This window comes from Leptospira perolatii (assembly GCF_002811875.1).
In the GTDB taxonomy this organism is placed as follows: Bacteria; Spirochaetota; Leptospiria; order Leptospirales; family Leptospiraceae; genus Leptospira_B; species Leptospira_B perolatii.
Genome location: NZ_NPDZ01000002.1, coordinates 226,683 through 252,150, shown reverse-complemented (window position 1 = coordinate 252,150; position 25,468 = coordinate 226,683). Strand labels below are relative to the sequence as shown.

The window sequence follows — 25,468 nt, the reverse complement described above, 5'->3', positions numbered from 1 at the left end:
AACGTCCTTTTTTTGTGATTCGGTCGAACTGATTCAGAGCAAGAATTATGATCTTGTTCCACTCGTACGGTTAAGGTGGAATCCACTTATCCTCGAGTTTTTCAAACAATTTTAAAATACTGAAGTGGTGAAGAAAAATGTTTAAACAGCTAAGCCCTATTTTTGCAATCGGACTTACAGTAATCCGATGCCAGGTAACCGAATTAGAAGACAGGACTACAAATCCGCTATTTCCCATCTCTCACATGGAGCAAGTTGTCCGCTTGGAACTTCCTCCGGGAAATATATCCGCTTCCTCAAACGGTAGAATCTTCTTTTCATTTTTTCCCCAAGGAGAACCCGAGATTAAAGTTGCGGAGCTCCAGAACGGGCAGGTAATACCTTTTCCTGATCTAGAGTTTCAACATAATTTTGATTCAGTACTCTCCGTGAGAGTTGATGACAAAGGCAGACTCTGGACCTTAGACTATGGAAATATTATAGGAACAGGAAAAACTAAAATTTACGGATTTGATATTACCACCAAACAGGTGATACACGAATTCGAATTTCCCAAAACTCTTGCTCCTAAAGACTCTCTATTCAACGACATGCAAATCGACACGATTCGTGAGACTGTCTTCATCACTGACACCAGTCCGATTGGCGGAGACCCAGGGCTCGTAGTCTATAATATTCAAACAAAAACCGGTAAAAGAATACTGAAAGGCCACCCATCTGTGGTCGGGGAAAGAAATCAAATCAAAGTGAATGGTCAACCTTTTCAAGTAGCGGGTGTACCTATTATCTTTAACGCAGATTCCATCGCTCTAGACAAAAACAGAGAGTGGCTCTATTTCGCACCATTTACTTCCGGTTCCTTGTTTCGTGCAAAAGTGGCTGATTTAATAAACGATTCTCTTACTCCAGACCAATTGGCGCAGAAAGTGGAAAATTTTGCAGAAAAGACCATGTCCGATGGAATCAGCATAGATACCAATAACGGAATCTATATTACGGATCCGGAACATTCTGCAATCACCTTCCTGGATGAAAATAAGAACCTAAAGACTTTGTTTAAAGATACTTCGCTCCGTTGGCCAGACGGATTTAGCTACGCGCCGGATGGTTATATGTATCTCACCTGTAGCGCGTTAAACGATGTGTTTTTACAAACAAAAGATACAATCAAGAAAAGGGGGCCTTACTTTATCCACAGATTTCAGGTAACTACACCTGGAATCATAGGCAGATAATAGATAACGTATAGATACCATTTAACAAAGGGAGCAATCCATTCCCTTTGTTAAATGAAAAGTCTAGGAGAAAGAATCGGATTCTTTTTCGGAGATACGATTCTTTCTATAAATCGCAGGAGACATTCCGGTCGCTTTGACGAACTGAGAATTGAACGTAGATTTGGAATTGAATCCGACTTCGTAACCGATCTCTAATACTGTCTTCTTGGGATCATAAATCAAGAGATCGCACGCTTCTTTGATTCTATAATAATTTACTAATTCATAAAAGGTCATTTGATGCACTTCGTTTAAGTATCTGGAAGTCTGATGCACACTCAGTCCTAAACCGGCCGCTAGATCGATCAATCTCAGCTCGCTATCTCTGTAAAAAGCCTGTTGTTCCATAATATTTTTAAGCTTAGAATTCGCAGCTTCGACGTCGGAAGGTAATAATGGAGTGTTCTGGTATTTTACGCTCTGTATTACTGCACTTAACTCACTAAGTAATCCGGGATGCCTTTCTCTGACCACAAACATCAAAAGCACAATGATCGCAATGCAAGATGCTCCAATTTCAAAGAGCAATCTGCTCTTCATAAAGAAAGCGGGACCGATTAAAGCGTTGGAAAATACCGGAAGCAACAAGACTACCCAGATTAGCTTAATTTCATAAATTTCATATTTCTTACTGACTTTATGATACAAATACAGACAGGCTAACGAGTATACAGAAACGTGAATGCTTGCGATAAGCGCGGCCAGATGAAGCCAATCTAAGCGGAATTCTATCGAGTCTCTTTGGATCAAATCCCGGAGTTGGTCCTGTTCTTGAATAAAGAAAAGCGATTCTCCGATAAAAAATAGAATGCAAGGTACAAAATGAATCCAGTATCTCCGCTCAAATTTGCCAGATGCACTCTCCTCATCCGGATTCTGAAGTCTTTTCTGTACAAAAACAAAGACCAATGGCCCTACAAGTACAATCGTTGTATAAAGATAGATAAAGAGATAAGGAATTCTTAATAAACTTTCATTCAAATACCAAGAATATCTGAGTAAGATCGTCCCAGTGAATACTGCAATCGCAACCATAGATCGGTTTGCTGCAGATTGCCTGCTCATTTCCAGAATCGCATATAAGAAAGAAATTCCGGCTCCAAATTGGATAACCGATATCAGACCTGCGTGTACCCACTCCATTTCCTAACTAATACCAATTCCAGCTGACACATATTTATCGGTAGAACGCGAATTGTCAAAACTTGTTTTGAAATCAAGGCCGAACCGATAAGTTCGAACGACTCATCCGATCGATCCGGTCGAATTCTTTCCGAGTCTATTTTAGAATAGAGTCATGATCCAAAATCCACTGGTAGTTCTTCAACTCAAAGGTTCTCAAGAGCAAATGGGCCGTCAATTCGGCGAAATCATGAATTCTATCGGAGAATTCGAGCCTATCTTCGATTTTTACCCAGTAATGGCTAGAAATCTTTTGGTAGGAAGTCTACCGCGATCGATGCGAGGTTCTCTAAGCAAAGGAGCTACTTCCATTCTCATCAACTGGATGCTCAGAAGGATGAGTAAGCACAGATCCCCAGAGTTTTCGGCAAGAACCATAGCAGCACTGACCACAGCTGGAAAATCTTCAAAAATTGCAAAGGAACTCTTTACGATGGATGCTTTCCAAAACTCTGTCGGACTTTTGGGACTGATCCAATTCTTACCCGAAATCGCTTTTTTTACTCCAGGAAGAACCGCCCAAATGGTTCCAGCATGCTCAAGCGTAGCGGTTTGGGGAGACCAAAGTAAAGATGGAAAACTGTATCACGCTCGCAACTTTGATTTTCCCGGGGTAGATGTTTGGGATACGAGACCGATCGTAGCTTTTTGTACTCCAGATCAAGGTTTGCGCTACGGTTATATCGCGTGTAGAGGAGCGGACGTACCAGGAATTACTGCGTTTAACGAAGCAGGAATTACGATCGCCTTCCATACTCGTTTCCACAAGAAAGTTGGATTTAGCGGTGTTGGAGTAATCGACCTAGGACATGAAATTATTTCCAAAGCAACTAATATACGTGAGGCGGTAGAAATTGCCCGTCGTAGGAAAATCAATTCAACTTGGGGAATGATCATAACAAGTCAAAACGAGACCGGATCCAAAGCAGCTGTTATAGAGACAAACTACGGAGACGTAGATGTAACCTACTCTACTCCTGGATCAGATCACATCGTAAACACGAATCATTACTTCAGTCCTCGATTGCAGCAAGGCGAGATCTTGGCATCTCCAGTCTTTTATCATCATAGCTTGAGCCGTTACCAAAGGGCTCAGGAAATCCTAGCGAGCCAAAGAAAAAAAGGTACTACTGTTTCCGATTTACAGAATTTGTTAAACGACACAATCGATCCGAGTAGCGGTGGAAATCGAACCATGGGTTCAACCTTGCGTCAAATTACTTCGGTAAAATCCGTAGTCATGAGTCCCGAAGCCGGAAAATTAAGTATCTCGGTCGGAGTCGCCCCTACTGGTGGAGGTCCTTACGTAGAAGTTCCGATTGCTTGGGGAAAACCTGGGTACAAAATCATAGATCTGAAAAAACAGAAAAGTACGACCAAGAATTCGAATCGAAAGGCAAAATCTGCTCCGAACGCAGAAAAAACAGCGGTTCATCATTACAAGCAAGCCATGCTAATCGACGAAAATCCTAAATTAGGTGGAATCGATGAGATAATAGCGGAACTAGACAAGGCAGCAAAATTTGAAGCGAAAGACCCTTCCATTCTTTTCCTCAAAGCCATGCTATATATCGAAAAGGGAAAACTAAAGGAAGCTTCTGAACTCATGGAGAGAGTCGACGAACTAGAAAATTCAAGCTTTCGTAAACTCCAGAACCAGCTTTGGCTCGCCAGAACAAATTCTGTTTTAGGAAAAAATAATATTTCTAAACACTACTATGAGCAAGTCAAAAAGGGAAAGAATTCGCCTCTCTCCTCTGTTTGGATACAAAAGGCATACTCCGATAAAGGAAAATATAGCCCTCGCAAGCTAAAACTGGTTTCTCCGAATTTCCTGCTTGTGGATGTAAACGAGATTTGAGGAAAAAAAACTACCTAAGAAGCTTCATGTAAAATTCCATGAGTGCTTCTGGTAGCTGAGACGGGTGCGGTAGAATTCTAAAAGAGCCTATCCCAAGCATTGCCGGTAGGTAATGCTTGGCCTTGCTATCGATCGCTAGTGCAAATAACTGTACTTCGAACTTTTCGCACTCTTTGATCGCTTGCTTTACATCTTCCAAGCCATACTTGCCTTCGTAGCGATCGTAATCATTCGGTTTGCCGTCGGATAAAAGTAAGATCCAGCGTTTAGAGGAGGACTCATTTCGAATCTGTTCGAGAGCATGTCGAATTGCTGGTCCTATTCTAGTATAGCCGCTTGCTTGAATCGGGCCGATTTTGCCTTTTGCTCTTTCCCAAGGTTCGTCAAATGATTTTACGGAAAAGTAATCGCAATGGTTTCTAGTTCGAGAGGAAAAGTGATCGATTTGAAATCTATCTCCGAACTCGGAGCAAACTTGCCCAAATAGTAATAAAGAAATCTTTTCCACATCTAAGATTCGCTTATTATCAAAATAGGAATCCGTCGACATGCTAGTATCCGTTAAAATCAGAATCGACGTTTCTCTTAATTGCTTAGGTTTGGAAATATAGATTCTCTCTGAAGGAGTTTTTCCGCTCAGAATATCGATCTGGGAATCTACGACCAAGTCCAGATCAATTTCTTCACCGTCCACTTGTCTGGTTACCTCCAGTCTTTTGTTTGCAAAATAAAGGAATTTTGTTCTTAAGTTATTCAGAATAGTCGAATATTCTAATAATATTTTTTCTGCATATTCTCTATCTGTAGAATAGCTATTTTTTGCAAAAACCTGACAGTAATCGGTACGGTATTGTCTCTTTGAATAATCCCATTCGTCGTATCTAAAGGACTTTTCCTCTGAAATTCTCTCCTTGCTCTCCAGACCTCCGGATCCAAAAGTGAGTTCCGTTTTCCAAACGGATCGAACCTGCTCGGTAGATCGAACCGTATCCTTCAAATTCAGCTCTTTGAGTGCTTCTTCTTGGTCCGATAATTCGTCGGCTCCATCAAAATCCCTCCAATTTCCTTCGAATTCTTCCGCAGTATTCACCTTTTCAAAATGATGCTGCAGAGTATAATCTTGCTGGGACTTTTCATCGACTTGAATTTCTTGCACTCCCTCCTTTGGGGGAGCCTCTAATTCGGTCTCTATCTTTTGGTTAGTTTCCGAAGGATTTGGAAGAAGTTCTGATTCCCCCGAAGGTAAAAAACCGGAGGACATCCAACGTCCATGAAGAAAAGACAAATCTAGATCTTTGGTTACAGGCTTTTTTGCTCTTCTCCTACTTGCTTTTTTTTCGTAATAGATTACGGAAGCTACTAGTCGGCGTGAGCCCTTGTAATTTTGTAGAATATTCCTGACAACGACCGGAAAAGAATCCTTGGCCTTTAGTAAGGATTCTTCCCTGTTCCTTTTTTCTTCTGCCTTCCATTGAAATCCCAAGGATTTTTGTGCAGATAGATAAATTGTTCTGAATATAAAGAAATTCGCATTCTCTTTGGCTGTCGGACCTGCAGCATAAGATTCCGGGAGGAAAAATCTCTGATCCTGGAAGCCACCTTCGTTTTCTGCGGGTAAAATTTCGATGTTCTCTCCGGTCAGTGCCTTCGCCAGTATAGAAATGCGCTCTTTGATTTGTACCAAATAGACTCTTTTGTTTTCGATATCCGAAGTAGATTTACGTAAATATAAATTACGAATCGATTGATAAACTGTTTTGAATACTACTTCGTCCCATCCCATGCTTTTAAAACAGTAGGGAGACCAAATCCTTTAAAGCGTTTACCGTGTCTTTATCGTCCGACAACGGCTGAACGATCGCGACCTCGCAGGATAGTCGCTGCGGCAATCCGGACGAAATTAATTTCGCAGCGTCTACGAGAAGTCTCGTAGAACAGGATTCCATGAGTCCTAGCTCCTTTAGATTCCGAATTTTCTGTCCTAGTTTGACTAGTTTAGCCGCGATCCCTAAATCAATCCCTGACTCTTTGCAAAGAATTTCCTCCTCGACTGGGGCCTTTGGATATTCGAATTGAATAGAGACGAATCTTTGTCTAGTAGAAGGTTTTAGCTCTTTCCAACCTTTCTGGTATCCGGGGTTGTAGGAAGCGACTAACAGAAATGATTCGGGAGCTTTTACGATTTCGTTCTTGCGATCTAGGTAGATCTCCCGTCTGTAATCGGTAAGAGGATGAATCGCAACTAGTATATCGGGCCTTGCTTCTGCGATTTCATCGATGTACAAGATGCCGCCCATCCTCACGCTCCGAGTCAAGGGCCCGTCTTGCCAAACAGTTTCAGTTCCACGGATCAAAAAACGGCCGAGCAGATCTACTGCAGATGTTTCCTCGTGGCAAGATACGATTACCAAAGGCAATCCTAATCTCGCCGCCATGTATTCTACAAATCTGGACTTTCCGGAACCAGTCGGTCCTTTCAAAAGCAGAGGAAGCTTATTCTTGTGTACCTGCTCGAATACCTCTACTTCGCTTCCGGTCTGTCTATAATAAGGGCTCTGCTCTTGAACTATATCATCTTTCCTTAATGCATCCATTAACGACCGGCGAGAACTGCATCCCCGGTCATTCCTTCTTCACCCAGAGCTTCATCGGAAGGAATTCCAAAACGGATGAAATTAATAATAAACGCAATAATTCCGGATGTGAATACGATCGCCGCCAGAACCAAACCCAAGAAGTGAACTTCGATTTCTTTTTGCACTGTAAGGAAGTCCAATCCGAATTTTCTCTCCAGATATACTTGCGCGATCCCAGCTACTGCGAACGCACCTGTCATTCCTAACATGCCGACATTCGAAGCCCAAAAAGCGTAGAGACCAACGGAATTGTTCCACAACTTTCTGCCCGTCAATAATGGCATCGCATACGTAATAATTGCGAGGACGATCATTGCATACGCACCCCAAAATGCCATATGCCCATGCATTGCTGTGATCAAAGTACCATGGGTATATAAATTCACCTGAGGAAGAGTATGAGCAAATCCTAAAAAGCCAGCACCCACGAAGGACATGATCGCACTACCGATCGTCCAAAAAAGAGAAATGATATTCGGATGGTTTCTACCGCTTTTGCGATACATGGCTACGGCAAACATAGCCATTGCCAAAAACGCGAGAGGCTCCAACATAGAGAAGATACCGCCGACTACTTTCCAGTAAGCAGGAACTCCTATAAAGTAATAATGGTGACCGGTTCCTAAAATTCCGGAGAGAAAAGTTAGGCCTACAATTACATAGAGCCATTTCTCTATCACTTCCCTATCCACTCCTGTCAACTTAATGAGTAAGTAAGAAAGAATCCCTCCCATGATCAATTCCCAAACGCCTTCTACCCAAAGATGCACGACCCACCAGCGGAAATAAGAATCCAAAGTCTGGCTATTAAACTGGATCATTCCAGGAAGATATAGAAGCGCCGCAGCAAATAACCCGAAATACAAAACAAGACCTGTCGTAGAATGCTTTTCTCCTTTCCAGAGAGTCATTCCTATATTAAAAAGAAATAATAGTACATTGATCACTACAAGATAATCTAGCGGTCTGGGAATTTCTAAAAACTTTCGACCTTCCCAAAAATTGAAGTGAAATCCTATGATAGAGATTACGCCGACAACGATCAAAGAGATGAGCTGGACAAATGCAAGCTTTTCGGAATAGATTTCTCTCCCGGATTCGTCGGGTATAATGTAGTGTGCCGCCCCCATAAATCCTGTCAGAAGCCACACTACCAAAAGATTAGTGTGAGTCGCTCTAGCCGTGTTAAACGGGATCCACTCATGCAAGCCGTCAAAACCCATTCGCGCAAAGCCTAGGATGAATCCGTATACTAATTGCAGCGAAAGGAGTAACATGCAGGTTGCAAAAAACCAATATGCGATTTTCTGAGATTTGTATTTCATGCTTTTACTCTCTAATCGAACGTTATTCCACTTACTTTAATTGCGACAGATACAAGGATAAATCTTTGATTTCAGAATCGCTTAACGGCAGCTTGGGCATCGCGGTGCCCGGCTTTACTTTCTGCGGATCTTTTAACCAAGTTTCCAAGTAAGCAAGATCGTATTTCTTTCCAACTGCATCCAAAGCAGGTCCTACATTTCCTCCAGCACCACCTACTGCGTGACAGGCGACGCAAATCTGCTTAAATTTTTCTGGAGGATTGATCGACGCGGAGCTCTGAGAAACCGTTTTAGATTCCTGCTTGTATTCCGGTTTCGGAGGAAATCCCTTTAGATCCAGCTCGCCGTTCCACTTTAAAAAGGCGATCACATCAGAAATATCATTCTCGGTGAAATCGTACTTCACCATTTTCCTTTCACCGGGATACATCGCTTGCGGATCTTTCAGGAAAACTCTAATCCATTCCGGACCCCTTCTTTCGTACACCTTCGTAAGCTCCGGTGCATAATAGGCCCCTTCACCCAATAAAGTGTGGCAGCCCATACAATTATTTTTTTCCCAAAGGTGCTTTCCGCGAATTACGGAATCGGAAAGGGTCGCGGCAGATGTACTGGAGTATACATATTTTAAGGAATCGTAAGTTAAGAATAAAAAAATTGCGGAAAACAAAATGGTTCCTGATAGAAAAAACAGTTTTGCCTGGAACTTGGTCAGCATAATTTCTTCCTTTTCTAATATTCCTGCAACAGGGGAAAATCCGCCTGATATATGTCATACAATATTATAATAATCAAGAAGGTTTTGTCCTTGATTTGGGTCAACCTTGCGCTAAAAATCTGAATTGACCGAGTGATAAATAAAAACTAGAGATTACCCAAGAAAGATGACAACGACTCTTTGCAAAATAAGCCCAAAAACTGCACCCGTGAACGATTGGATAACTTTATATTCAGAATTCGGAAAGCTAATCCGGCCGATCGGAATCAGGAAAAAATTCTATAAGGACCAATCTGTTTTTTCGGAAATGGAGCCGTACTCCGGTTTCTTCGAAGTAACTTCAGGAATTTTTAAACTTTATTCTCTGAATACAAACGGGCGAGAAGCGACCTTAAAAATCTTTTTCCCTGGTGAGTTAATCGCGACTCCCCCGATGTTCCAAGATGAAGAAGAATCTGTTTATCCGGCAAATTGTCAGTCGTTGCAAGAAGGCGAACTTATCTTATACCCAAGGGACAAATTTCTTTCGATATTATTGCAAAACCCCCGGGCGCTTTTTTTGTTCTCTGCGGTTACGGTAGAGTACCTTACCTACTTCCGTCAAAAGATTGTCGAAAACGCTTTCTTTTCTGTTCGAGATAAGATACTGACGTATCTAATCGAATCTGGCGGATCCCAAGCTTACGTGTCTCTACCAATCGCCAAACAGCAGTTAGCATCTTTGATCGGCTCCACGCCAGAATCAGTTAGCAGAGCATTTAGGTCCTTGATCGAAGATGGAATCATCCGGGAACGAGAGGATTCTTATATTGTGATACGAGAAGCTCCGGCTCTGAGCGCACGACACTTTTATGAGTTCAAGAGATAGTTCAAAAATTCCATCGTATCTTATGGCTCGATAAAGCATTTGCTAAGCAATTCATTTTTGCTTTTTCGTTTTTGAATGCTTTTGAAACTTATCAAACTCCACCTTTCCGTCTACCATATGTATTCTCCGATCCGCGAGTGCGGCGTAATCGGGGTCATGGGTCACGTAAAGGATAGTAGTCCCGTTTTCTACATTCGCCTTTCTTAATATTTCCATAGCCTTATCACCATTTGCGGTGTCCAAATTCCCCGTTGGTTCGTCGGCGAACAAAAATGTGGGTTGCATAACCAGAGCTCTCGCGATAGCGGCTCTTTGTTGCTCCCCTCCGGACATCTGGGAGGGAAATTTATCTCTACAATGCTCCAAATCAAAAATCTCTAATAAGTTTTTAGCAAAATCCTTTTTTGTGTTTTCAGTTCCTGTCTTTCTAGTCGGCATCAGTATATTTTCTATCGCCGTAAGCTCCGGAAGTAAATAATGAAATTGGAATACGAATCCTATATGAGAATTTCGGAATCTATGAGCCTCTTTACTCTCCATGGTAAAAAGATCGGCCCCTTCCAAAAAAACCTTTCCGCTGGTCGGAGAATCTAACCCGCTTAGCATATACAGTAGAGTGGATTTTCCGGATCCGGATCTACCGGTAAGAGCAACAAACTCTCCCTTTTGCAATTCAAAGCCTACTCCGTTTACCGCACGGGTTGGCGGCTCTCCAAAAGTCTTTGTAAGAGATTCACAAGCGAGTGCAAAGTTTTTGGGATCTTTCACATTTCCTCCGGAGATTTAGCTACAATGCGACAAACAATCGATAGGCGATCAGGTACTACCACGTATGATCTCCACCGGAGAGAGTTTTGATGCAGAGCGAGCCGGTATATAAGAAGCGATTCCGCTGGTCACAACCGATAATAGAAATGCCTTAAAATAGATGGCAAAGTCCCAGGAAATCTTCATTACATTCGTAAGGATTGGACCCTTAGCGGTCTTGCCTCCAATTGGGTAACCGTCCAAGAAATAGCAAACGGAGGCACCGAAGGCCAATCCGAAAAATGCACCGATTAGTCCCAGAAAAAGACCCTGAATAATAAATAATCGAATCGTGTCGCCTTCGTCGAATCCAATGGACCTCAGGATAGCGATTTCCTTCTTTTTGTGATTTACGACCATATTCAATACATTGTATATACCAAAGGCGACTACGAGAATGATTGTTAGTGTAGTCGTATTTCTAACTATATTCTGAGTTTTGAATACGGACAAAATGCTCTCATAGGCTTGATCCCAACTTTGCACCTTATCTCTCGTAAAAAAGGACCACTCCGTCGCCACATCCGAGGCCTTATTTACATCCTTTAATCGAATTGCAATCTCCGAGATAATTCCGTTGGACTGAGTAATTCTTTGCACAGTCCGGAGAGAGGCATATACCGAGGATTCGTCGATGATCCGATTCCCTACTCTTACTACTCCTCCTACCTTCACCCGCGATATAATTCCGTTAGGCGAAATTACTTGCATGACGTCTCCGGCCTCTGCGCCTAACCTTTCCAAAAGCCCTGCGCCTACGAAAATAATATCTCCTCCTCTATCCAGATCCTTTAGGTTTCCTTTTTCTATGTATTTTCCAATCGTAGTAACACGCATTTGGCGAACAGGATCTATTCCTTGCAATCTTCCGGGGAGAGTTTGTTTTCCGAATTTAAAAATCAACTGTCGATTCAACTGAGGGGCGTATGCTTCCACTCTTTCATCTTGGTCCAACTTCAAAAACCAACCTTTAATGTTGGTGAGTTGAGTTGAATCTGTCTTTCCAGAAGGAGGCTTAATCCATCGAACATAGGAATCAGGATAAAACATACCTTTGAAGCTTTCTTCCTTTAAGACTTCGTCCCTCGGAGAAATTCTGATTTGAGCGTCATTGTTGACAAGTTGATCGGTAATATATTCCTGAAAGCCTAACATCATACCCGAAAAAACCACGTATCCCGCAGTTCCTAGGACGATTCCTAAAAATGTGAGAAATGTTTGCTGAGGTCGGGCAATCAATTGTCGAATAGCTAAAAACAACATACAGTGATTAGGTGTCCCCGTCTAAGAATACTGAATCGGATTCAAGGACCGAGTTCTCTAAAACTTCGCACCATTCTCCGTCTACTGCTCCTACCCTTGCATCGACCCAGAGTATTTTTCCATCTCGCCTAACGCGTATTCTACCCTTTTCGATCGCTTTTACGGGAACCAACAAAGCCTTTTCTTTTCGGGCGACTTCCACGGCAACATCCGCGGTCATTTCCGGAAGAGTTCCCTGAGGCATAGAGTCCACATCGATTCTTACAAAAAACTGGCCGTCCGAAGGATATACTTTGCTCACCTTTCCTTGGACCTTACTTCCTCGAATCGTTTCAAAACTAAGTTCGGCTCTTTGTCCTGGACGAATTCTTAACACCGAATCCTGATCCAGAGACAATAGTATATAAGTTTTATTTAAATCCATCATCGTTAGAACCGGAGTACCAGGCATTACTATCTCTCCTTCTTGGTAAGGCAAAGAAGTGACTGTCCCGCTAAAAGGTGCTCTGAAAGCCGTTCCAGAATCGGAAACCAGGAGTTCTCTCGTTTGATGCACCGAATCGCCTTCTTTCACATACATCTTCCTCACGGAGGAAGTTACACCGAACTTCAAATGGTATACTCGGTCGGATTTTACGGTACCAAGTGAATAAACAAGCTCCACAATCGGTCCGCTTCGTGGAGCGACCTCGATTCGTTTATGCTTAAAGACCAGAATTAGGATGGCCAGAAAAAGTAAGGACAATAGCCCCAAGGTGCCTATCCTCCCCCAGCGCGACATCCAAAGGAACTTGATAAAATCGAATAATTTATTTTTCATCGATAGATTTTTTCCCACTTCGATCAAAACTGAAGTCTTTCATTCATACACGAATTTAAAATTTCAGTCAACTTTAGTAGCTTTTTCCTAGGCATACAACCCGGACTTTTATCAATTTTAAACTCGTGCAAGAAAGAGACATTGGATAAAACATCTGATTGATTTTCAAGTCCAGCTTTATAAAGTTTTGTTAAATTTGCAAATTATAGATGAATCTAAATCTTCAGCGATTCAAGGGAATTAGTTCCGAAGAAGCAAGACTTTATCTCCAGAAATTCGGACGGAACGAACTAACCAGCAGAAAGCCTTCCTTTTTTAAGGTCATCCTTTCCGTGCTGGCAGAACCGATGCTTTCCATTCTGGTTGCTTGCGGTATAATTTATGGTATGTTAGGTGATTTGAGCGAAGCGGTCACCTTGTCGATCGCGGTAGTTGCTGTCATCGCATTGACTATTTTTCAAAAAAATAAATCCGAAAATGCATTAGCCGCACTAAGAGAACTTTCCCCCCTTAAATCCAAGGTGATTCGAGACGGAACAGTAATTGAAATTTCTGCCACGGAAATCGTTCCAAATGATATCGTCTTTATAAAAGAAGGCGATCGAATTCCCGCGGATGGAGTTCTTGCTTATTCCCTGAATCTCTCCGTAGATGAATCTTTACTGACCGGAGAATCTGCGGCGGTTTCAAAAGAAGTTCCAGAACAAAAAGAGAATAATTTTAAAAACGCAGAATATACTAATTTAGGAAAAGTATTTTCAGGTTCTTCTGTGATCGCAGGAGAAGGAATCTTCCGATGTGGTTCTACGGGCGATCATACCGAAATAGGAAAAATTGGAAGTGAACTCGAAAGAGTTTCAAGTTCCGAAAGTCCGCTTCAAACGGAAGTAAAGCGCTTCACTCTAAAGTTTTCGATCATTGCCGTACTACTTTGCATTTTTATTATTTTCGGATTAGGAATCCGTTCCGGGAATTGGCTGCAAGCTATACTTGCAGCGCTTACTTTCTCTATGGCGGTTCTGCCCGAAGAATTGCCCGTAGTTCTGAGTATTTTCTTTTCCTTGGGTGCTTGGAGAATTTCCAAAATTGGAGTCTTGACCAGAAATCTGAATTCTATCGAAACACTGGGAGCTGCTACAGTTCTCTGCGTGGACAAAACCGGCACACTCACCGAAAACAGAATGAAAGTGAGAGGGCTTCGAATCCAGCAAAGTTTTTTGGAGTGTAATTCTGATCTAAAGGAAATTCCCGAAGAGTACCATTCCATTTTAGAATTCGCTTTGCTCGCCTCAAAGAAAGATCCTTACGATCCGATGGAGAAAGCGATTTTAGATTTAGGGATCAATTTTCTCTCAGGTACTGAGCATATCCATTTAGATTGGGAATTAGAAAAAGAATATCCTCTTTCTCCCAAGCTAATGGCCCTAAGTTATGCCTGGTTATCCAATGAGAATTCGGAGAAATTGTCCGTCGGAGCCAAGGGCGCGCCGGAAGCAATTTTCGACCTTTGTCATTTTTCGCAAGAACAGATTGCACACTGGGAAAATCTGGTGGAAGAGTATTCTAATCAAGGATTCAGAATATTAGGAATTGCTAAATCACAAGTTTCAAAAACAGCTGTCCCAGAAGACCAGCACGACTTAACCTTTCAGTTTTTAGGACTTATTCTTTTAGAGGATCCGATTAGAGACTCGGTTCCGGCGTCTATAGCGCAATGTGTGCAGGCAAACATCAAAGTGATCGTAATCACCGGAGATCATTCCGGAACAGCGCGGGCTGTAGCCAAAAAGATAGGATTAGCAAACTACGAATCCGTAATTACCGGCGATGAATTACAAAAAATGTCTGACCAAGAACTGATCTCCAACTTGGAAACAGTCAGAATTTTTTCCAGGATCAGGCCTCATCAAAAGCTGAAAATCGTAAGATGCCTTCAGGCGAAAGGAGAAACCGTCGCGATGACAGGAGACGGAGTGAACGACGCCCTCGCCTTGCAAGCAGCACATATAGGAATTTCCATGGGAAAAAGAGGAACCGATGTAGCTAGACAAGCTTCCGACTTGGTATTGTTAGATGATAATTTCTCTTCTATCGTAAAAGCAGTAATACTCGGAAGGAGAATTTACGCGAACATCAGGAAAAGCACCGCCTATATCATCTCGGTGCATGTCCCTATCATTGGAATGTCTCTCTTGCCTGCGCTTGTGGGAGGTCCTCTTTTCTTTTTCCCGGCTCACGTGTTGCTCATGGAGTTAATCATTGACCCTACATGCTCTATTGTTTTCGAGGGGATAGAAGAAGAAAGAAATCTGCTCAATTCGCCTCCCAGAAACAGATCCGAGAACCTCATTAGTTTTCGAAACGTTTTGGAATGCTTGCTACAAGGAGGATTTATTCTAATCGTTTTAATCTGCTTTTTCTTTTGGGGAAAATCAATGTTTTGGAGTCAGGAAAGAATTCGAGCACTTGGATTTCTATTCTTGGTTACTACAAATATCGGGATGATGCTGGTTCACCTATCTACCGAAAAGCCTTTCTATAAAACACTTCCGAAATCGAAAGCCACCATTTACTGGATTGTAGGATTAACCGCATTCGCACTTTTGCTAATATTCCAACTCGATTTTTTAAGAAATTTATTCGGGTTCGAAGTCATTACTTTCCTGGATTCTCTGGCCTCCATCGGATTCGGACTTCTGATCTGTTTTGTTTGGGAATTAAGAAAGATATTCCAAATGCCCAAATTTCAAACTCAAAAGTATTAGAATTTCCATAAGTATCCTAAGGTTAGGTTTCTTAAAAACCCAAAATGAACACAAACTCGATTGTACAATTTCTAATCTCGAATTTTGAGCATAAATAGTGGTATAACAAACTGAATATAAAAAATCAGTTTGAGCAACTTCCAAGATCTATCCAAAGATTTTTTTACGTATGGTCTCTTTCGTACTTTGAAAATAAGTCAGGATTAAGGAGACGGTGTTATAAACACTCTTACACAATAAAAATACCTAAACTCCCAATGAGGTCTCGTGAGATGAAGAGAACCAAATTACAAAAGGCTTTCCGCTTTCTGCTGGCAAGCTTGCTTTCGTGTGTGCTGATACAGTGCAACGAGAAAAACCAAGGCTCTAAGATAGAGCAGATTTCCGCGCTCGCCGGAATTCAGTCTTTGGATAATTTACATCCAAATCTGAATTTCGCCGGTACTAGAAGTACGTTTTTCCATACCGAGGCCTATCCTCCTCACTGGTTGCAATGGACCACGGATGGATCTCCTGCAATTCAAACTGGATCTGCTTTTTTGACCCACGGATTACGCTGCGATGGCCGTTACTGCGACAATGTGAACTTGCTCGGAACCGAATCCGGATATAATCATACAAATAGCTATTGGACAGATTATTTCTCCGAGGAAGGATCGAACGAAAGAATTTGTGCAAATAACGGATTTGTTACTGGAATTCAATGCTCGGGCAGTTATTGCGATAGCATTTCTCTCCGTTGCTCCGAACTGAACAACAGCGGCGTACGTAACAACTGTTACTGGACGGCTCCTCTGTCCGAAGAAAGCGGCGGAAAATTCGTCGCACCTGAATCTATGTATCTAGCAGGCGTTAGGTGCTCTGGACGCTATTGCGATAATAAACAGATGTATCTTTGCCAAGCGGATCCTGGCAATGTTTCGATGGATTTAGATGCGCTTGCCCACCAATTCGCACCCAGACTCAGATTCGATCAAGAGTTCGGAACCGGTTCCGGTGACCAAAGCAAGTGCTTTCCTAGCGATCCACAGACCTACTTTGAGCAAAGAGCACAAGGTGTAGAACCTGTCGCACTTTGTAATAAAGATTATTCTCCGATCGCAAACAATCAAGTACCCATCTTTTATATGGCTAGTCAGGCAGGAACGAATGCAGTGCTCATTCGATACTGGTTTTTCTATGCATGGCAAAGTACATGCTTTTTAAGTGCAGGTTCTCATGCGGCAGATTGGGAATCCATGGCAGTTCTTGTCGTGAACGGTCAGCTCAAGAGAACAGCTTTCTATCAACACGGTGGATGGTATGTGAAAGAACAGGGTACATTTGAAACAGTAAATGGAACACATCCGGTCGGTTACGTAGGCAAGAATGCTCACGGAACCTTTCACGATTCTGGAGGATCCGGAGGTTGTCTGTACTTTGAAGATTTCAGAAATCCAGGCGGCAACGATTACCATATGGATACTTGGAACAACCTGGCTTTATTGCAAAGAGGAAGTTCTTTTCCAGCTTGGATGAATTGCACTGGCTCCAGTTGCTTTGATGGAATTGGCCACCCGATAGAACAAACCGGAAGCTTGCTCGGAATGGGCGGTTGCGGAAAGGATGGTTGTTCCAAATCTTCTATGAGTGAAAACATGCCTTTCTTGAATGACCCTACAGGAGCTGACTTTTCGTTTATCACTGCAAAGCATAGTGGAAAAGTTTTGGAAGTCCCGGGAGCAAGCGGAAGCGACAGCACTCAAATAAAACAATATTCTAATATAGGTGGCGACCACCAAAGGTGGATGTTTGAGTCGACTGGAGACGGAAACTTTAAAATTTCCGCTCGTCATAGTGGAAAGTGTATGGACGTCCAAGGAGCCTCAAATTCCGACGGAGCTAACATCTTGCAGTATTCCTGTGGCAGTGGCTCCAACCAAAGATTTAGCCTGACCGATATGGGAAGTGGTTACTTTTCTCTAAAAGCCAAGAATAGCGGCAAATGCTTTGATATTGCCGGCGGTTCGACCGATAACGGAGCGAGCTTGCTCCAGTGGGGATGCCACGGAGGAGACAACCAACAATTCTGGTTTAGCCGCTAATTTATGTTAGGCGGCTTCATTAGAAAAAAATATCGCTCCTAAATCCATTGGGCCCTGTCCTTTTACGACGGGGTCCAACTTCTATTCAACCCTCCTTGCAAGTTTCTCACCTCCAAAAAACCGAAGTTTACTGAGCCGAAGTTAACGAAGGTTAATGACTTTCCTATATTCAGCTGGTACTGTTTTCAGATTAAAAACTCAAAATGCGAAATCAGATCATTTGAAGTATCGGGCCTTGACCTCAGGACCTTTGTTCGAGGCGTGCGATTCTCTGAATCAGATGCACAACAGAGCCGGTTACGGCGGGATCTCCGATTGGCGTCTTTTTGCCTGTCCTGATTTCGGCTTTGAGGTCAACAGCGGAGACCGAACGGACGTATGTGAGTTGTTTCAGTTTTATAAGTATTTTCTAAACCACCAAAAGGAGTTTCCGAATACAGTAGAAGGACAATACTGGTCGTCTTCCGCCTGGATTTCTTTTAACAACGCACTCGCAATTGATTTCAAAAAAAATTCAGAGAATCCGAAGCAGGACTATGCAAATCCGGACAAAGTTGATTCTCACTTCGTTCGCTGTGTATCAGGCCCTCCTCCTCGGTGAGCCTTAGCAATATTGATCCAACTACAATAAGCGACCGACAGCTAAGTTCTTGAAGAATTTCTTTTCAGTGTCCTCTTTGGACTCGTGCAATTTTATAACTTCATTAAACTATTTTTCGTTATTACATTTTTATTACATTTTATTCCTGCATACTCTCAGTTTTACACAGACAAGGAAATGTCCTTGAATGCGGGAGAAAAGATTCGGATGTTTTGTACATAGATTCCAATGGGGATGTCCTGAAGGAGATAACCAAAAATTCTGGTTTAGACGCTAATCTAATCTATGTTAGGTGATTTATAAAGTCCAAGAAGAGCCAATTTGTCCTAGAATCTCTCCCGAAGGCTTTCAGCATCGAAGTTCAACAAATCTTCGGGAGATTTTTTTCGCTCAAATTTCTCTCCGGTGAAAAAATATTTCAAAGGTCGACTAACAAAAGTTAATGACTTTCTAATCTTCCCTTGCTACTTGTTCTTTGATTCATAACAAAAAAAAAGAATATGAGAACTTCCAAGCTTGTGCTTCTGCTACTTTTTTCTGCTGCCGCAATTCAATCCTGCAATAAAGCCGAACCTTTAAAGCTTGATTCGGCCAAGAACCCGAAAGGATTTATGATCGACGTACTATTTTCAGTAGCGACTACTAACGGCAAACAAAGAGAAGTGGAAGAGAAGGGCGTCGTTCCGGTTACAATTCGAATTTATGATCCAACCAAGAAGAAATTTCAAACCAACCAAATTATTGTAACGCGTTGCAGCGTTGGGCAGGATCTTACCGATCCCGAATGCACTGGGAATGCACAAGAAATCGAGTTTTGCTTTGGAGGTGGTTGGGATTGCGATTCCGATCGCATTTATTTTCAACAGTTCAGATACCGGGCTTTGTCTTCAGGGAATTTGTTCTATGCTTGCGAAACCTTGAATTGGATGCACGGAAACACCGGTTTCGCTGGAATTACAGATTGGCGTCTTATGGCTTGTCCTGATTACGGTTACACGGTGGATAGTGGCGATAGAACGGATGTTTGCGAGCTGTTCCAATTTTATAAGTATTTTTTAGATCATCAGAGCGAATTTCCAAATACGCCAGAAGGCCAATACTGGTCCTCCTCCTCTTGGCTTTCTTTTAACAGTGCACTCGCAATCGATTTCAAAAAGAATTCTACAAATCCTAAAGGTGACTATACGAATCCTTACAAAGGTGAACAGCACTTTGTTCGCTGTGTCTCAGGCCCTCCTCCCTGGTGATTAAGCATACTAACGCTTGATACTTTGTATCCCATGATTGAGCGGAGTACTGTGTCGTCTGGGATTCACTACGCACCGTTTGCAAACAGATTTATGACGATTTCATAGCAGGTGATTCTATCCAAAAAGGCCGGAATCGATACCGAACATTCTGGAATAACTTTAGTTCATTCCTAATAAATGCCTCTCGGTTACAGATTTATGCGTTTCATGCCTGTTGCATTGACGACCTGCTGGATTCGGTGCAATAGTAACCGATAAAGAGAGATCGAGTATTCATGAATGGATTGTTCTTCCACTTCTTTTATCTTTTCGTTCTAGGAAATTACCAGGAAAGTCTTCTATACGAGACGATGGAGCAGAATTTTCTGCCAAAAGAAAATTCAAAAGAAAAATATCTGCTCTTCAAATCGGACTTAATCTCTGAGTTTCATTCCTTGGTTTCAAAGATTAGCGATATAAAGTCCATCTCCGAAAAGATAATATTAAACGAATTCGGACGATTTCTATCCACCAAACTCTACGAAATGTCTAGGGGCAGTATAGATCCGAGTTGGAACTACTTACAATTTCTGGAAAATATCGAAAATACGATACACGAAGCATTAAGAAATAGTAATTCGTCTTTCAATCCTCCGATTCTTAAGGTTACGAGAATTTCAGACAACAAAGTGGTCATGTCCTATGATTCACCGCGAAGATTGGAATATTTAGCCCTAGGAATTATACAGGGATTTTCCCGATTCTTTAAAGATAAGTACATGGTTAGCATGTCAAAAGTGGATACCCCAAACTCCGAAATTTCCCTCTTTGAGATTTCCATTGCAAACACGGCCGAAACCACAAATGCTAAGGAACATTCGCAAAATGAATAACCTCCACAACCTAATTCAGAGCAGCCCCGAATCTGAAAAAATTGCCTCAATGCTGAGTATTGCGTTCGATCTTGCAAAGGATATGATTTTTATCACAGATGCCAATGGGATGGTATTTAGCGCAAATTCAAGTTTCAAGAACATCGTAGGAGTCAAGGAAAGCAATTTAAAATCTAACCAAGTGCATTGGTCCGCCTTTTTCTCGGAATCAGACCAAGGCAAAATCTCCGATCAAATTGCATTAAGATCTGTCGAGAATGCCAAAAGGCTTATTACAAAAATCAGATGTTCCAGTGGCCTTTCCATTCCACTGGAATGCAAAATTATCACTTCGATAGACGGCAGTTTTGTTTTTGCTGGCTCCAGACTTTCGATTACGGAATATACTTTATCTCAATTAAAAAGTTCCGATTTTGAATATAGAACCTTAGTAAACAATACGAAAGATATCGTTTACACTCTTTCCACCGACGGAACGATTCTATTTCTAAATCCTTCCTTTCAAAAAATCACCGGATGGAGGTGTCAGGAATGGATAGGATGTAAATTTCATTCTTTGCTTCATCCCGAGGACCGCGAATTAGGATTACGAAGATTTGAAGCAATCATGAAGTACGGCTCCAGTCAATCAGCTGAAATCCTGAGACTGCAAAGAAAAGATGGTAGTTACTCACACATAGATTTCCATTCGTTCCGATACGACGATTCCAAAAACGATATGATCAAGATTTCCGGAACGGGAAGAGACATCTCTTCTACGGTAGAGGAACTAGAAAAATTCAAATATTACGCTTTGCATGACGATCTATGCGAAATCCCGAATCGCAAATATTTCAGACAAAAGCTTGAGGAAGCTTTCCAAGCCTATTCAGAACGGAATGATCTCAGCATAGCCGTCGTTTTCTTAGACTTGGACAGGTTTAAATACGTCAACGACACCTTGGGTCACCTCATGGGAAACGAGGTGATTCGGATTATAGGTACCCGGCTAAAATCATGCCTTCAAAAAGATCCGAATGTTTTTTTCGGCAGATTCGGAGGAGATGAATTCGGAATTTTGATCAGGGATTTTAGGTCCTTACAATCTTTGGTCTTGCTTACAGAAAATCTCAGGAACGAACTCCAATCACCTATCAACCTTTCCGACGGAAACAAAGTCAGTGTGTCGATCAGTTTTGGCCTAGCGTTAATGAACAATTTCTACAAGGATGCAGATGAAATATTAAGAGATGCTGATATAGCACTTTATAATGTGAAATCCAGGGGTGGAAACGGTTACGATATCTTTATTCCGCAAATGTACAGCAATATTAAGTCCATTTTCCATTTGGAAGGAGACTTAAGAGAAGCCATTAAAAATGAGGAATTCCAACTTTACTTCCAGCCGATTTGGTCGGCCCGAACAAAGCGAATCACTTGCTTTGAGGCGCTTCTTCGTTGGGAGCATAAAAAACTGGGATTCGTTCCAACTAGCGAGTTCATTGCGATTGCAGAAGAATCCGGACAAATTCTAGAAATCGGAAAAGCAGTGATCAAGATGGCTTGCATACAACTGCAAAAGTTCCAAAGCATAAACGTGTTTGTTCCGATCAGTATCAACATTTCACCCACCCAGTTCTTTAGGCAAAATGTGTTGGAAACGATTCACCATTATGCCGCCCAGTACAACGTATCTCCTAATCTGATTAGAATCGAAATACTAGAAGGAACCGCATTCAGCAATCTGGAACAAAGCATCAAAATCATGCAACAGTTGAAAAACTCCGGATTTCAGATCTACCTAGATGATTTCGGGACCGGATACAGCTCCTTAAACTATCTTCTGAAATTTCCGATCAATGCTTTGAAAATAGATAAATCTTTTATTGAGAAGATCGAATCGGGAGAAAAAGGCCTAGAAATCATACAAACCATCGTCCAATTGGGGAAAAAATTAGGGATTCAAGTAATTGCGGAGGGAGTTGAATCGAGGAAGGCTTACAAAACGTTAAAAAACATAGGCTGTGACCTAATGCAAGGTTATCTAATCGGAAAACCACTTTCCGCTGAAAAAACGATGAAATTGAATTTCGATAAATATATATAAGCTGGGCGGTGGGGATTTATAGGGCAAAAGTATTACCGGATACAGAAAGAACAAATTTCATTGGTTGGAGCCGTCGGTTCCCCGATTCTGTACCATTTGTTTTGTAAAACAGAAAGTTCTTATGCAAGAAATTTCGGCTTTTGTACTAGATTGCTCTCGCTAAAATGTAATGAACATTCATAATATTTAATACGGTTAAATGAAATTGTCCTCAAATCATAAAACACTATTCTCCGCGCGGCCATTACTAAAGAAATGGGGAAATTTATTGAGCGTTCAATTTTCGCTCAGGTTCTTGCCGATCGGAGTTTTTCTATTTTCTATTCTGCTGCTTATGGTTTTTTCAATTCTTAGAAATTCCCCTAACAAGCATTTTACGAGCAGCCTTCCCGTAATCGAAATTCTAGATGGATGGCAGTACCGTTGGGGGGATTCCCCTATCGATACCGAAGGAGTTCCAATTTGGACAAAAGAAAATTCAGATAAGGAATGGACTTCATTTGTCTGGGCCCAGCAACCACCTAACAGAAACGGTGCGAAAGACCTTTGGCTCAGGACCCGCTTGCCAGAAGGTTATACCCACGATGTATCCATCTACTTTGCAGGTTCGAATATGAGCTATGAAGTGTATCTGGAATCTACCGTGCTATTCAAAACCTCCGATTTCCTTGCTCTCAAAAATAACGCAAACGCTCTATTCGGCTTTTGGGAAGTTATTTCTCTTCCTAAAAACCCAGCAGGTAAAATCGTTTATTTTAAAATACATTCAGAAAACCCAAGTTTCATCGGAATCATAGACACGGTGAAATTCGGATACAAAGGAGATATTTTACTTGAACTCGTTCAAAAAGACCTGGTGAAAGCGATCGTTTCTGCTTCGTTGATTCTCGCCTGCCCCTTCTTTTTATTTTGGTTTTGGAATAATAAAAGAGAATACTATTTTCTGCATATAGGTTTGTTCTGCTTGAGTGCTGGAGTTGGAATCCTAAGTGGCACTCATGTCCGCGAAATGTTCTTTAACAATCCTCTGTTTTGGATCAACTTCGGAAACACCGCCTTTTTTCTATCCATCTATTTTTATCTTTCCTTTAGTGATTCTATTTTAACGAAACAGAATAAGTTCCTCCTAGTACTTTTACAACTTCTGCTGCTGGGATTCGCGTATCTCTCGATGACTTTGAATAAGGTCTCTTTACTTTACATTGAAAACACTTTAGATGAAAAAGTTGTGTATTGGTCTCAAATACTTTTTGGATGGCTATTCTATGCTGCCATGCTCGCGACAGTACTGTTTGTTTTACGCGGTTCGATTCTAACTTATAGAAAAGGAATGAAAGAGGCAGGCCTTTATTTTTTTGGAAACTTAGGATTTGCTTCCTTCATTTCGATTCAAATGGCAGATTACTCTTATTCCCATCCTATGTTCTTCAATACGAATTTTCATTGGGGAATCCTTTTCATCGCGATACTGATGGCCTATATGATGGAGAGAAAGTTTACTAGGACGAGGCAAAAGATAAGTCAACTCAAACAAGAATGGGTGGAGACTGATCGCGCGCTGAAGGAGGCGAATCTCATTTCGCTTCAAAATACGATGAATCCGCACTTTTTATTCAATAGCTTGAATACGATTCATTCATTAGTTCATTTGAACACCCAGCTTGCAGACAAGGCAATTCTATTGCTTTCCGATATCTATCGCTACTTAGTGGATTATGGATCTTCTCCCTTAGTTCCATTCTCTAAAGAATGGAAATTTATGGAGGAGTATCTTGAACTACAAAGGATCAGATTTAGCGATAAGCTAATGATAGAGACTCAATCAGAAAACTTAGAGATCCAGATTCCGCCGATCTCCTTGCAACCGATCGTTGAAAATTCGATTAAACATGGATTTGCCGGTAAAAAAGGAGATCTCAAGATTTTGATCAAGGCGTATAAAGTAGATAACACCGTCTCTTTGTTATTCGAGGATAACGGCGTCGGCCTGGCCAGCGAATCGAACGGAGCCCTATTTTCCAGATCCCTAGGAAATATTTCCAAAAGATTCAAGTACCATTTTCCCGGTGCAAAATTGCAGGTATCCAATCTCCCAGAACAAGGAGTCTCCGTACTAATCTCATTCAAAATTCCGGAGGAACGATCACATGAATAAACCGGAGATTACTCTTTCTGTCCTCATAGTGGAAGACGAAGTTCCTGCTAGAGAATTGCTCCTAAGTTTTGTCTCCACAAGGCCGGAGCTCAAGGTCAACGGAGTTGCCGTGGACGGCACGAGCGCCAAGCAGGAACTTTTGGAAAAACAATATGACTTGGTTTTTATGGACATTGATATTCCGTTTTTAAACGGACTCGAAATTCTAGAGGATTTACCCAGAATCCCACCAATCATATTCACGACAGCTTATTCTCATTATGCAGTAGATGCATTTAATCTAGGAGCTGTAGATTATCTGCTAAAACCATACTCTTTAAATCGCTTCGATGAATCAGTAAATCGGATGATCGCGACAATCAAATCCAATCCTCCGGAATCCCAACAAAAGCAAGATTTCGGGATCTTCGTATCGGAAGGAGTGAATCACTTCTTAGTGCCTTACTCGGACATTATCTATGTTTCTTCGCACGGAAAGAAAACTGTATTACATACGATCAAAAAGGAAATCCAGACTTCCAGACTGCTAAAAGTCATCGAGTTCAAATTACCCAAGAGCAGATTCGTGAGAGTACATAAGCAATTTATTGTGAATATGAAGTTTATATCTCATATTCAATATTATAGCAGCGGACAATATCTTTTATATTTGAAGGACGGAGAAGAAAGTATTATCCCTGTAAGCAGACTCTACGCTCCAAAACTAAAGGAAAAATTCCAGTTCTGAAATTAACCTTCAACAATAAAGGAACTCCCTTGAATAATGATTCGCTTTTCCAAACTTTCTAACGCACCCTTTCTTCGAATTCATTCCTCTAAAATGCGTTTGAATCCCATTTGAATTGCACTGGTTCCCTTTCTATAGAGAAAATTCGGAAAGTTTGATACACTCGATTTC

At 41.6% G+C, this 25,468-nt stretch carries 19 protein-coding genes; 11 read left to right on the top strand and 8 right to left on the bottom strand.

What is annotated here, in order from left to right:
* The first annotated feature begins 137 nt into the window (after positions 1 to 137).
* Complete coding sequence (locus tag CH373_RS05015) at positions 138 to 1,235, top strand: L-dopachrome tautomerase-related protein (RefSeq protein ID WP_100713006.1); 1,098 nt, start codon at positions 138 to 140, stop codon at positions 1,233 to 1,235.
* Between the two features lie 63 nt (positions 1,236 to 1,298).
* Here CH373_RS05015 and CH373_RS05010 read toward each other — a convergent pair whose 3' ends face one another.
* The gene (locus CH373_RS05010) at positions 1,299 to 2,420 is read right to left on the bottom strand and encodes an AraC family transcriptional regulator (RefSeq protein WP_100713005.1); all 1,122 of its coding nucleotides are present in this window, start codon (positions 2,418 to 2,420) and stop codon (positions 1,299 to 1,301) included.
* Positions 2,421 to 2,574: 154 nt separating this feature from the next.
* Between CH373_RS05010 and CH373_RS05005 the strand changes: the two genes are divergently transcribed.
* Positions 2,575 to 4,320, top strand: a complete 1,746-nt coding sequence (locus CH373_RS05005; protein WP_243393262.1) for a C45 family peptidase — start codon at positions 2,575 to 2,577, stop codon at positions 4,318 to 4,320.
* Between the two features lie 10 nt (positions 4,321 to 4,330).
* Here CH373_RS05005 and CH373_RS05000 read toward each other — a convergent pair whose 3' ends face one another.
* Genes CH373_RS05000 through CH373_RS04985 form a run of 4 tightly spaced genes read right to left on the bottom strand, consistent with a single transcriptional unit; the run spans position 4,331 to position 8,999 of the window.
* Entirely contained in the window at positions 4,331 to 6,103 is a 1,773-nt protein-coding gene (locus CH373_RS05000) for a nitric oxide reductase activation protein NorD (protein WP_100713004.1), read from the bottom strand.
* Positions 6,104 to 6,107: 4 nt separating this feature from the next.
* Complete coding sequence (locus CH373_RS04995; protein WP_100713003.1) at positions 6,108 to 6,914, bottom strand: CbbQ/NirQ/NorQ/GpvN family protein; 807 nt, start codon at positions 6,912 to 6,914, stop codon at positions 6,108 to 6,110.
* A complete protein-coding gene (locus CH373_RS04990) occupies positions 6,914 to 8,281 on the bottom strand; it encodes a cbb3-type cytochrome c oxidase subunit I (RefSeq protein WP_100713002.1) in 1,368 nt (455 codons plus the stop codon). The genes CH373_RS04995 and CH373_RS04990 overlap by 1 nt, the downstream gene beginning before the upstream one ends.
* A gap of 31 nt (positions 8,282 to 8,312) precedes the next feature.
* Positions 8,313 to 8,999: a c-type cytochrome gene (locus CH373_RS04985; protein WP_100713001.1), complete on the bottom strand. Its 687-nt coding sequence runs from the start codon at positions 8,997 to 8,999 to the stop codon at positions 8,313 to 8,315.
* Between the two features lie 208 nt (positions 9,000 to 9,207).
* Here CH373_RS04985 and CH373_RS04980 point away from each other — a divergent pair, with 208 nt between their 5' ends.
* Positions 9,208 to 9,867 carry a Crp/Fnr family transcriptional regulator gene (locus tag CH373_RS04980; RefSeq protein ID WP_243393261.1) on the top strand — a complete coding sequence of 220 codons (660 nt, stop codon included), beginning with the start codon at positions 9,208 to 9,210 and terminating at the stop codon, positions 9,865 to 9,867.
* Positions 9,868 to 9,918: 51 nt separating this feature from the next.
* On the opposite strand, the gene CH373_RS04975 is transcribed toward CH373_RS04980, so the two are convergent.
* The 3 genes from CH373_RS04975 to CH373_RS04965 are packed head-to-tail and all read right to left on the bottom strand — an operon-like array spanning position 9,919 to position 12,757.
* On the bottom strand, positions 9,919 to 10,635 hold the full coding sequence (locus tag CH373_RS04975) for an ABC transporter ATP-binding protein (RefSeq protein WP_100712999.1): 717 nt from the start codon (positions 10,633 to 10,635) through the stop codon (positions 9,919 to 9,921).
* A gap of 48 nt (positions 10,636 to 10,683) precedes the next feature.
* Entirely contained in the window at positions 10,684 to 11,937 is a 1,254-nt protein-coding gene (locus CH373_RS04970; RefSeq protein WP_100712998.1) for an ABC transporter permease, read from the bottom strand.
* A 7-nt stretch (positions 11,938 to 11,944) separates the two neighbouring features.
* Positions 11,945 to 12,757, bottom strand: coding sequence for an efflux RND transporter periplasmic adaptor subunit (locus CH373_RS04965; RefSeq protein ID WP_207761443.1), 813 nt, complete (start codon positions 12,755 to 12,757; stop codon positions 11,945 to 11,947).
* Positions 12,758 to 12,966: 209 nt separating this feature from the next.
* Between CH373_RS04965 and CH373_RS04960 the strand changes: the two genes are divergently transcribed.
* The 8 genes from CH373_RS04960 (at position 12,967) to CH373_RS04925 (ending at position 25,297) form a co-directional block, all read left to right on the top strand.
* Positions 12,967 to 15,522, top strand: a complete 2,556-nt coding sequence (locus CH373_RS04960) for a cation-translocating P-type ATPase (protein WP_100712997.1) — start codon at positions 12,967 to 12,969, stop codon at positions 15,520 to 15,522.
* Between the two features lie 272 nt (positions 15,523 to 15,794).
* The gene (locus tag CH373_RS04955) at positions 15,795 to 17,606 is read left to right on the top strand and encodes an RICIN domain-containing protein (protein ID WP_100712996.1); all 1,812 of its coding nucleotides are present in this window, start codon (positions 15,795 to 15,797) and stop codon (positions 17,604 to 17,606) included.
* A gap of 154 nt (positions 17,607 to 17,760) precedes the next feature.
* Complete coding sequence (locus CH373_RS04950; protein ID WP_100712995.1) at positions 17,761 to 18,207, top strand: Lcl C-terminal domain-containing protein; 447 nt, start codon at positions 17,761 to 17,763, stop codon at positions 18,205 to 18,207.
* Between the two features lie 500 nt (positions 18,208 to 18,707).
* The gene (locus tag CH373_RS04945; RefSeq protein WP_100712994.1) at positions 18,708 to 19,454 is read left to right on the top strand and encodes an Lcl C-terminal domain-containing protein; all 747 of its coding nucleotides are present in this window, start codon (positions 18,708 to 18,710) and stop codon (positions 19,452 to 19,454) included.
* 278 nt (positions 19,455 to 19,732) lie between these two features.
* Entirely contained in the window at positions 19,733 to 20,329 is a 597-nt protein-coding gene (locus tag CH373_RS04940) for a heme NO-binding domain-containing protein (RefSeq protein WP_100712993.1), read from the top strand.
* Complete coding sequence (locus CH373_RS04935) at positions 20,322 to 22,415, top strand: sensor domain-containing protein (RefSeq protein ID WP_165778779.1); 2,094 nt, start codon at positions 20,322 to 20,324, stop codon at positions 22,413 to 22,415. The genes CH373_RS04940 and CH373_RS04935 overlap by 8 nt, the downstream gene beginning before the upstream one ends.
* Before the next feature lie 268 nt (positions 22,416 to 22,683).
* On the top strand, positions 22,684 to 24,570 hold the full coding sequence (locus CH373_RS04930) for a sensor histidine kinase (RefSeq protein WP_165778778.1): 1,887 nt from the start codon (positions 22,684 to 22,686) through the stop codon (positions 24,568 to 24,570).
* On the top strand, positions 24,563 to 25,297 hold the full coding sequence (locus CH373_RS04925; protein ID WP_100712990.1) for a LytR/AlgR family response regulator transcription factor: 735 nt from the start codon (positions 24,563 to 24,565) through the stop codon (positions 25,295 to 25,297). The genes CH373_RS04930 and CH373_RS04925 overlap by 8 nt, the downstream gene beginning before the upstream one ends.
* Positions 25,298 to 25,468 lie beyond the last annotated feature (171 nt).

Bases quoted from the DNA above. Each gene is read 5' to 3' on its own strand.
- CH373_RS04985 (WP_100713001.1), bottom strand. From the start codon at position 8,999: ATGCTGACCAAGTTCCAGGCAAAACTGTTTTTTCTATCAGGAACCATT.
- CH373_RS05005 (WP_243393262.1), top strand. From the start codon at position 2,575: ATGATCCAAAATCCACTGGTAGTTCTTCAACTCAAAGGTTCTCAAGAG.
- CH373_RS04995 (WP_100713003.1), bottom strand. From the start codon at position 6,914: ATGGATGCATTAAGGAAAGATGATATAGTTCAAGAGCAGAGCCCTTAT.
- CH373_RS04925 (WP_100712990.1), top strand. From the start codon at position 24,563: ATGAATAAACCGGAGATTACTCTTTCTGTCCTCATAGTGGAAGACGAA.
- CH373_RS04970 (WP_100712998.1), bottom strand. From the start codon at position 11,937: ATGTTGTTTTTAGCTATTCGACAATTGATTGCCCGACCTCAGCAAACA.
- CH373_RS04960 (WP_100712997.1), top strand. From the start codon at position 12,967: ATGAATCTAAATCTTCAGCGATTCAAGGGAATTAGTTCCGAAGAAGCA.
- CH373_RS05000 (WP_100713004.1), bottom strand. From the start codon at position 6,103: ATGGGATGGGACGAAGTAGTATTCAAAACAGTTTATCAATCGATTCGT.
- CH373_RS04940 (WP_100712993.1), top strand. From the start codon at position 19,733: ATGAATGGATTGTTCTTCCACTTCTTTTATCTTTTCGTTCTAGGAAAT.
- CH373_RS04935 (WP_165778779.1), top strand. From the start codon at position 20,322: ATGAATAACCTCCACAACCTAATTCAGAGCAGCCCCGAATCTGAAAAA.
- CH373_RS04990 (WP_100713002.1), bottom strand. From the start codon at position 8,281: ATGAAATACAAATCTCAGAAAATCGCATATTGGTTTTTTGCAACCTGC.
- CH373_RS04965 (WP_207761443.1), bottom strand. From the start codon at position 12,757: ATGAAAAATAAATTATTCGATTTTATCAAGTTCCTTTGGATGTCGCGC.
- CH373_RS05015 (WP_100713006.1), top strand. From the start codon at position 138: ATGTTTAAACAGCTAAGCCCTATTTTTGCAATCGGACTTACAGTAATC.
- CH373_RS04945 (WP_100712994.1), top strand. From the start codon at position 18,708: ATGAGAACTTCCAAGCTTGTGCTTCTGCTACTTTTTTCTGCTGCCGCA.
- CH373_RS04950 (WP_100712995.1), top strand. From the start codon at position 17,761: ATGACTTTCCTATATTCAGCTGGTACTGTTTTCAGATTAAAAACTCAA.
- CH373_RS04955 (WP_100712996.1), top strand. From the start codon at position 15,795: ATGAAGAGAACCAAATTACAAAAGGCTTTCCGCTTTCTGCTGGCAAGC.
- CH373_RS05010 (WP_100713005.1), bottom strand. From the start codon at position 2,420: ATGGAGTGGGTACACGCAGGTCTGATATCGGTTATCCAATTTGGAGCC.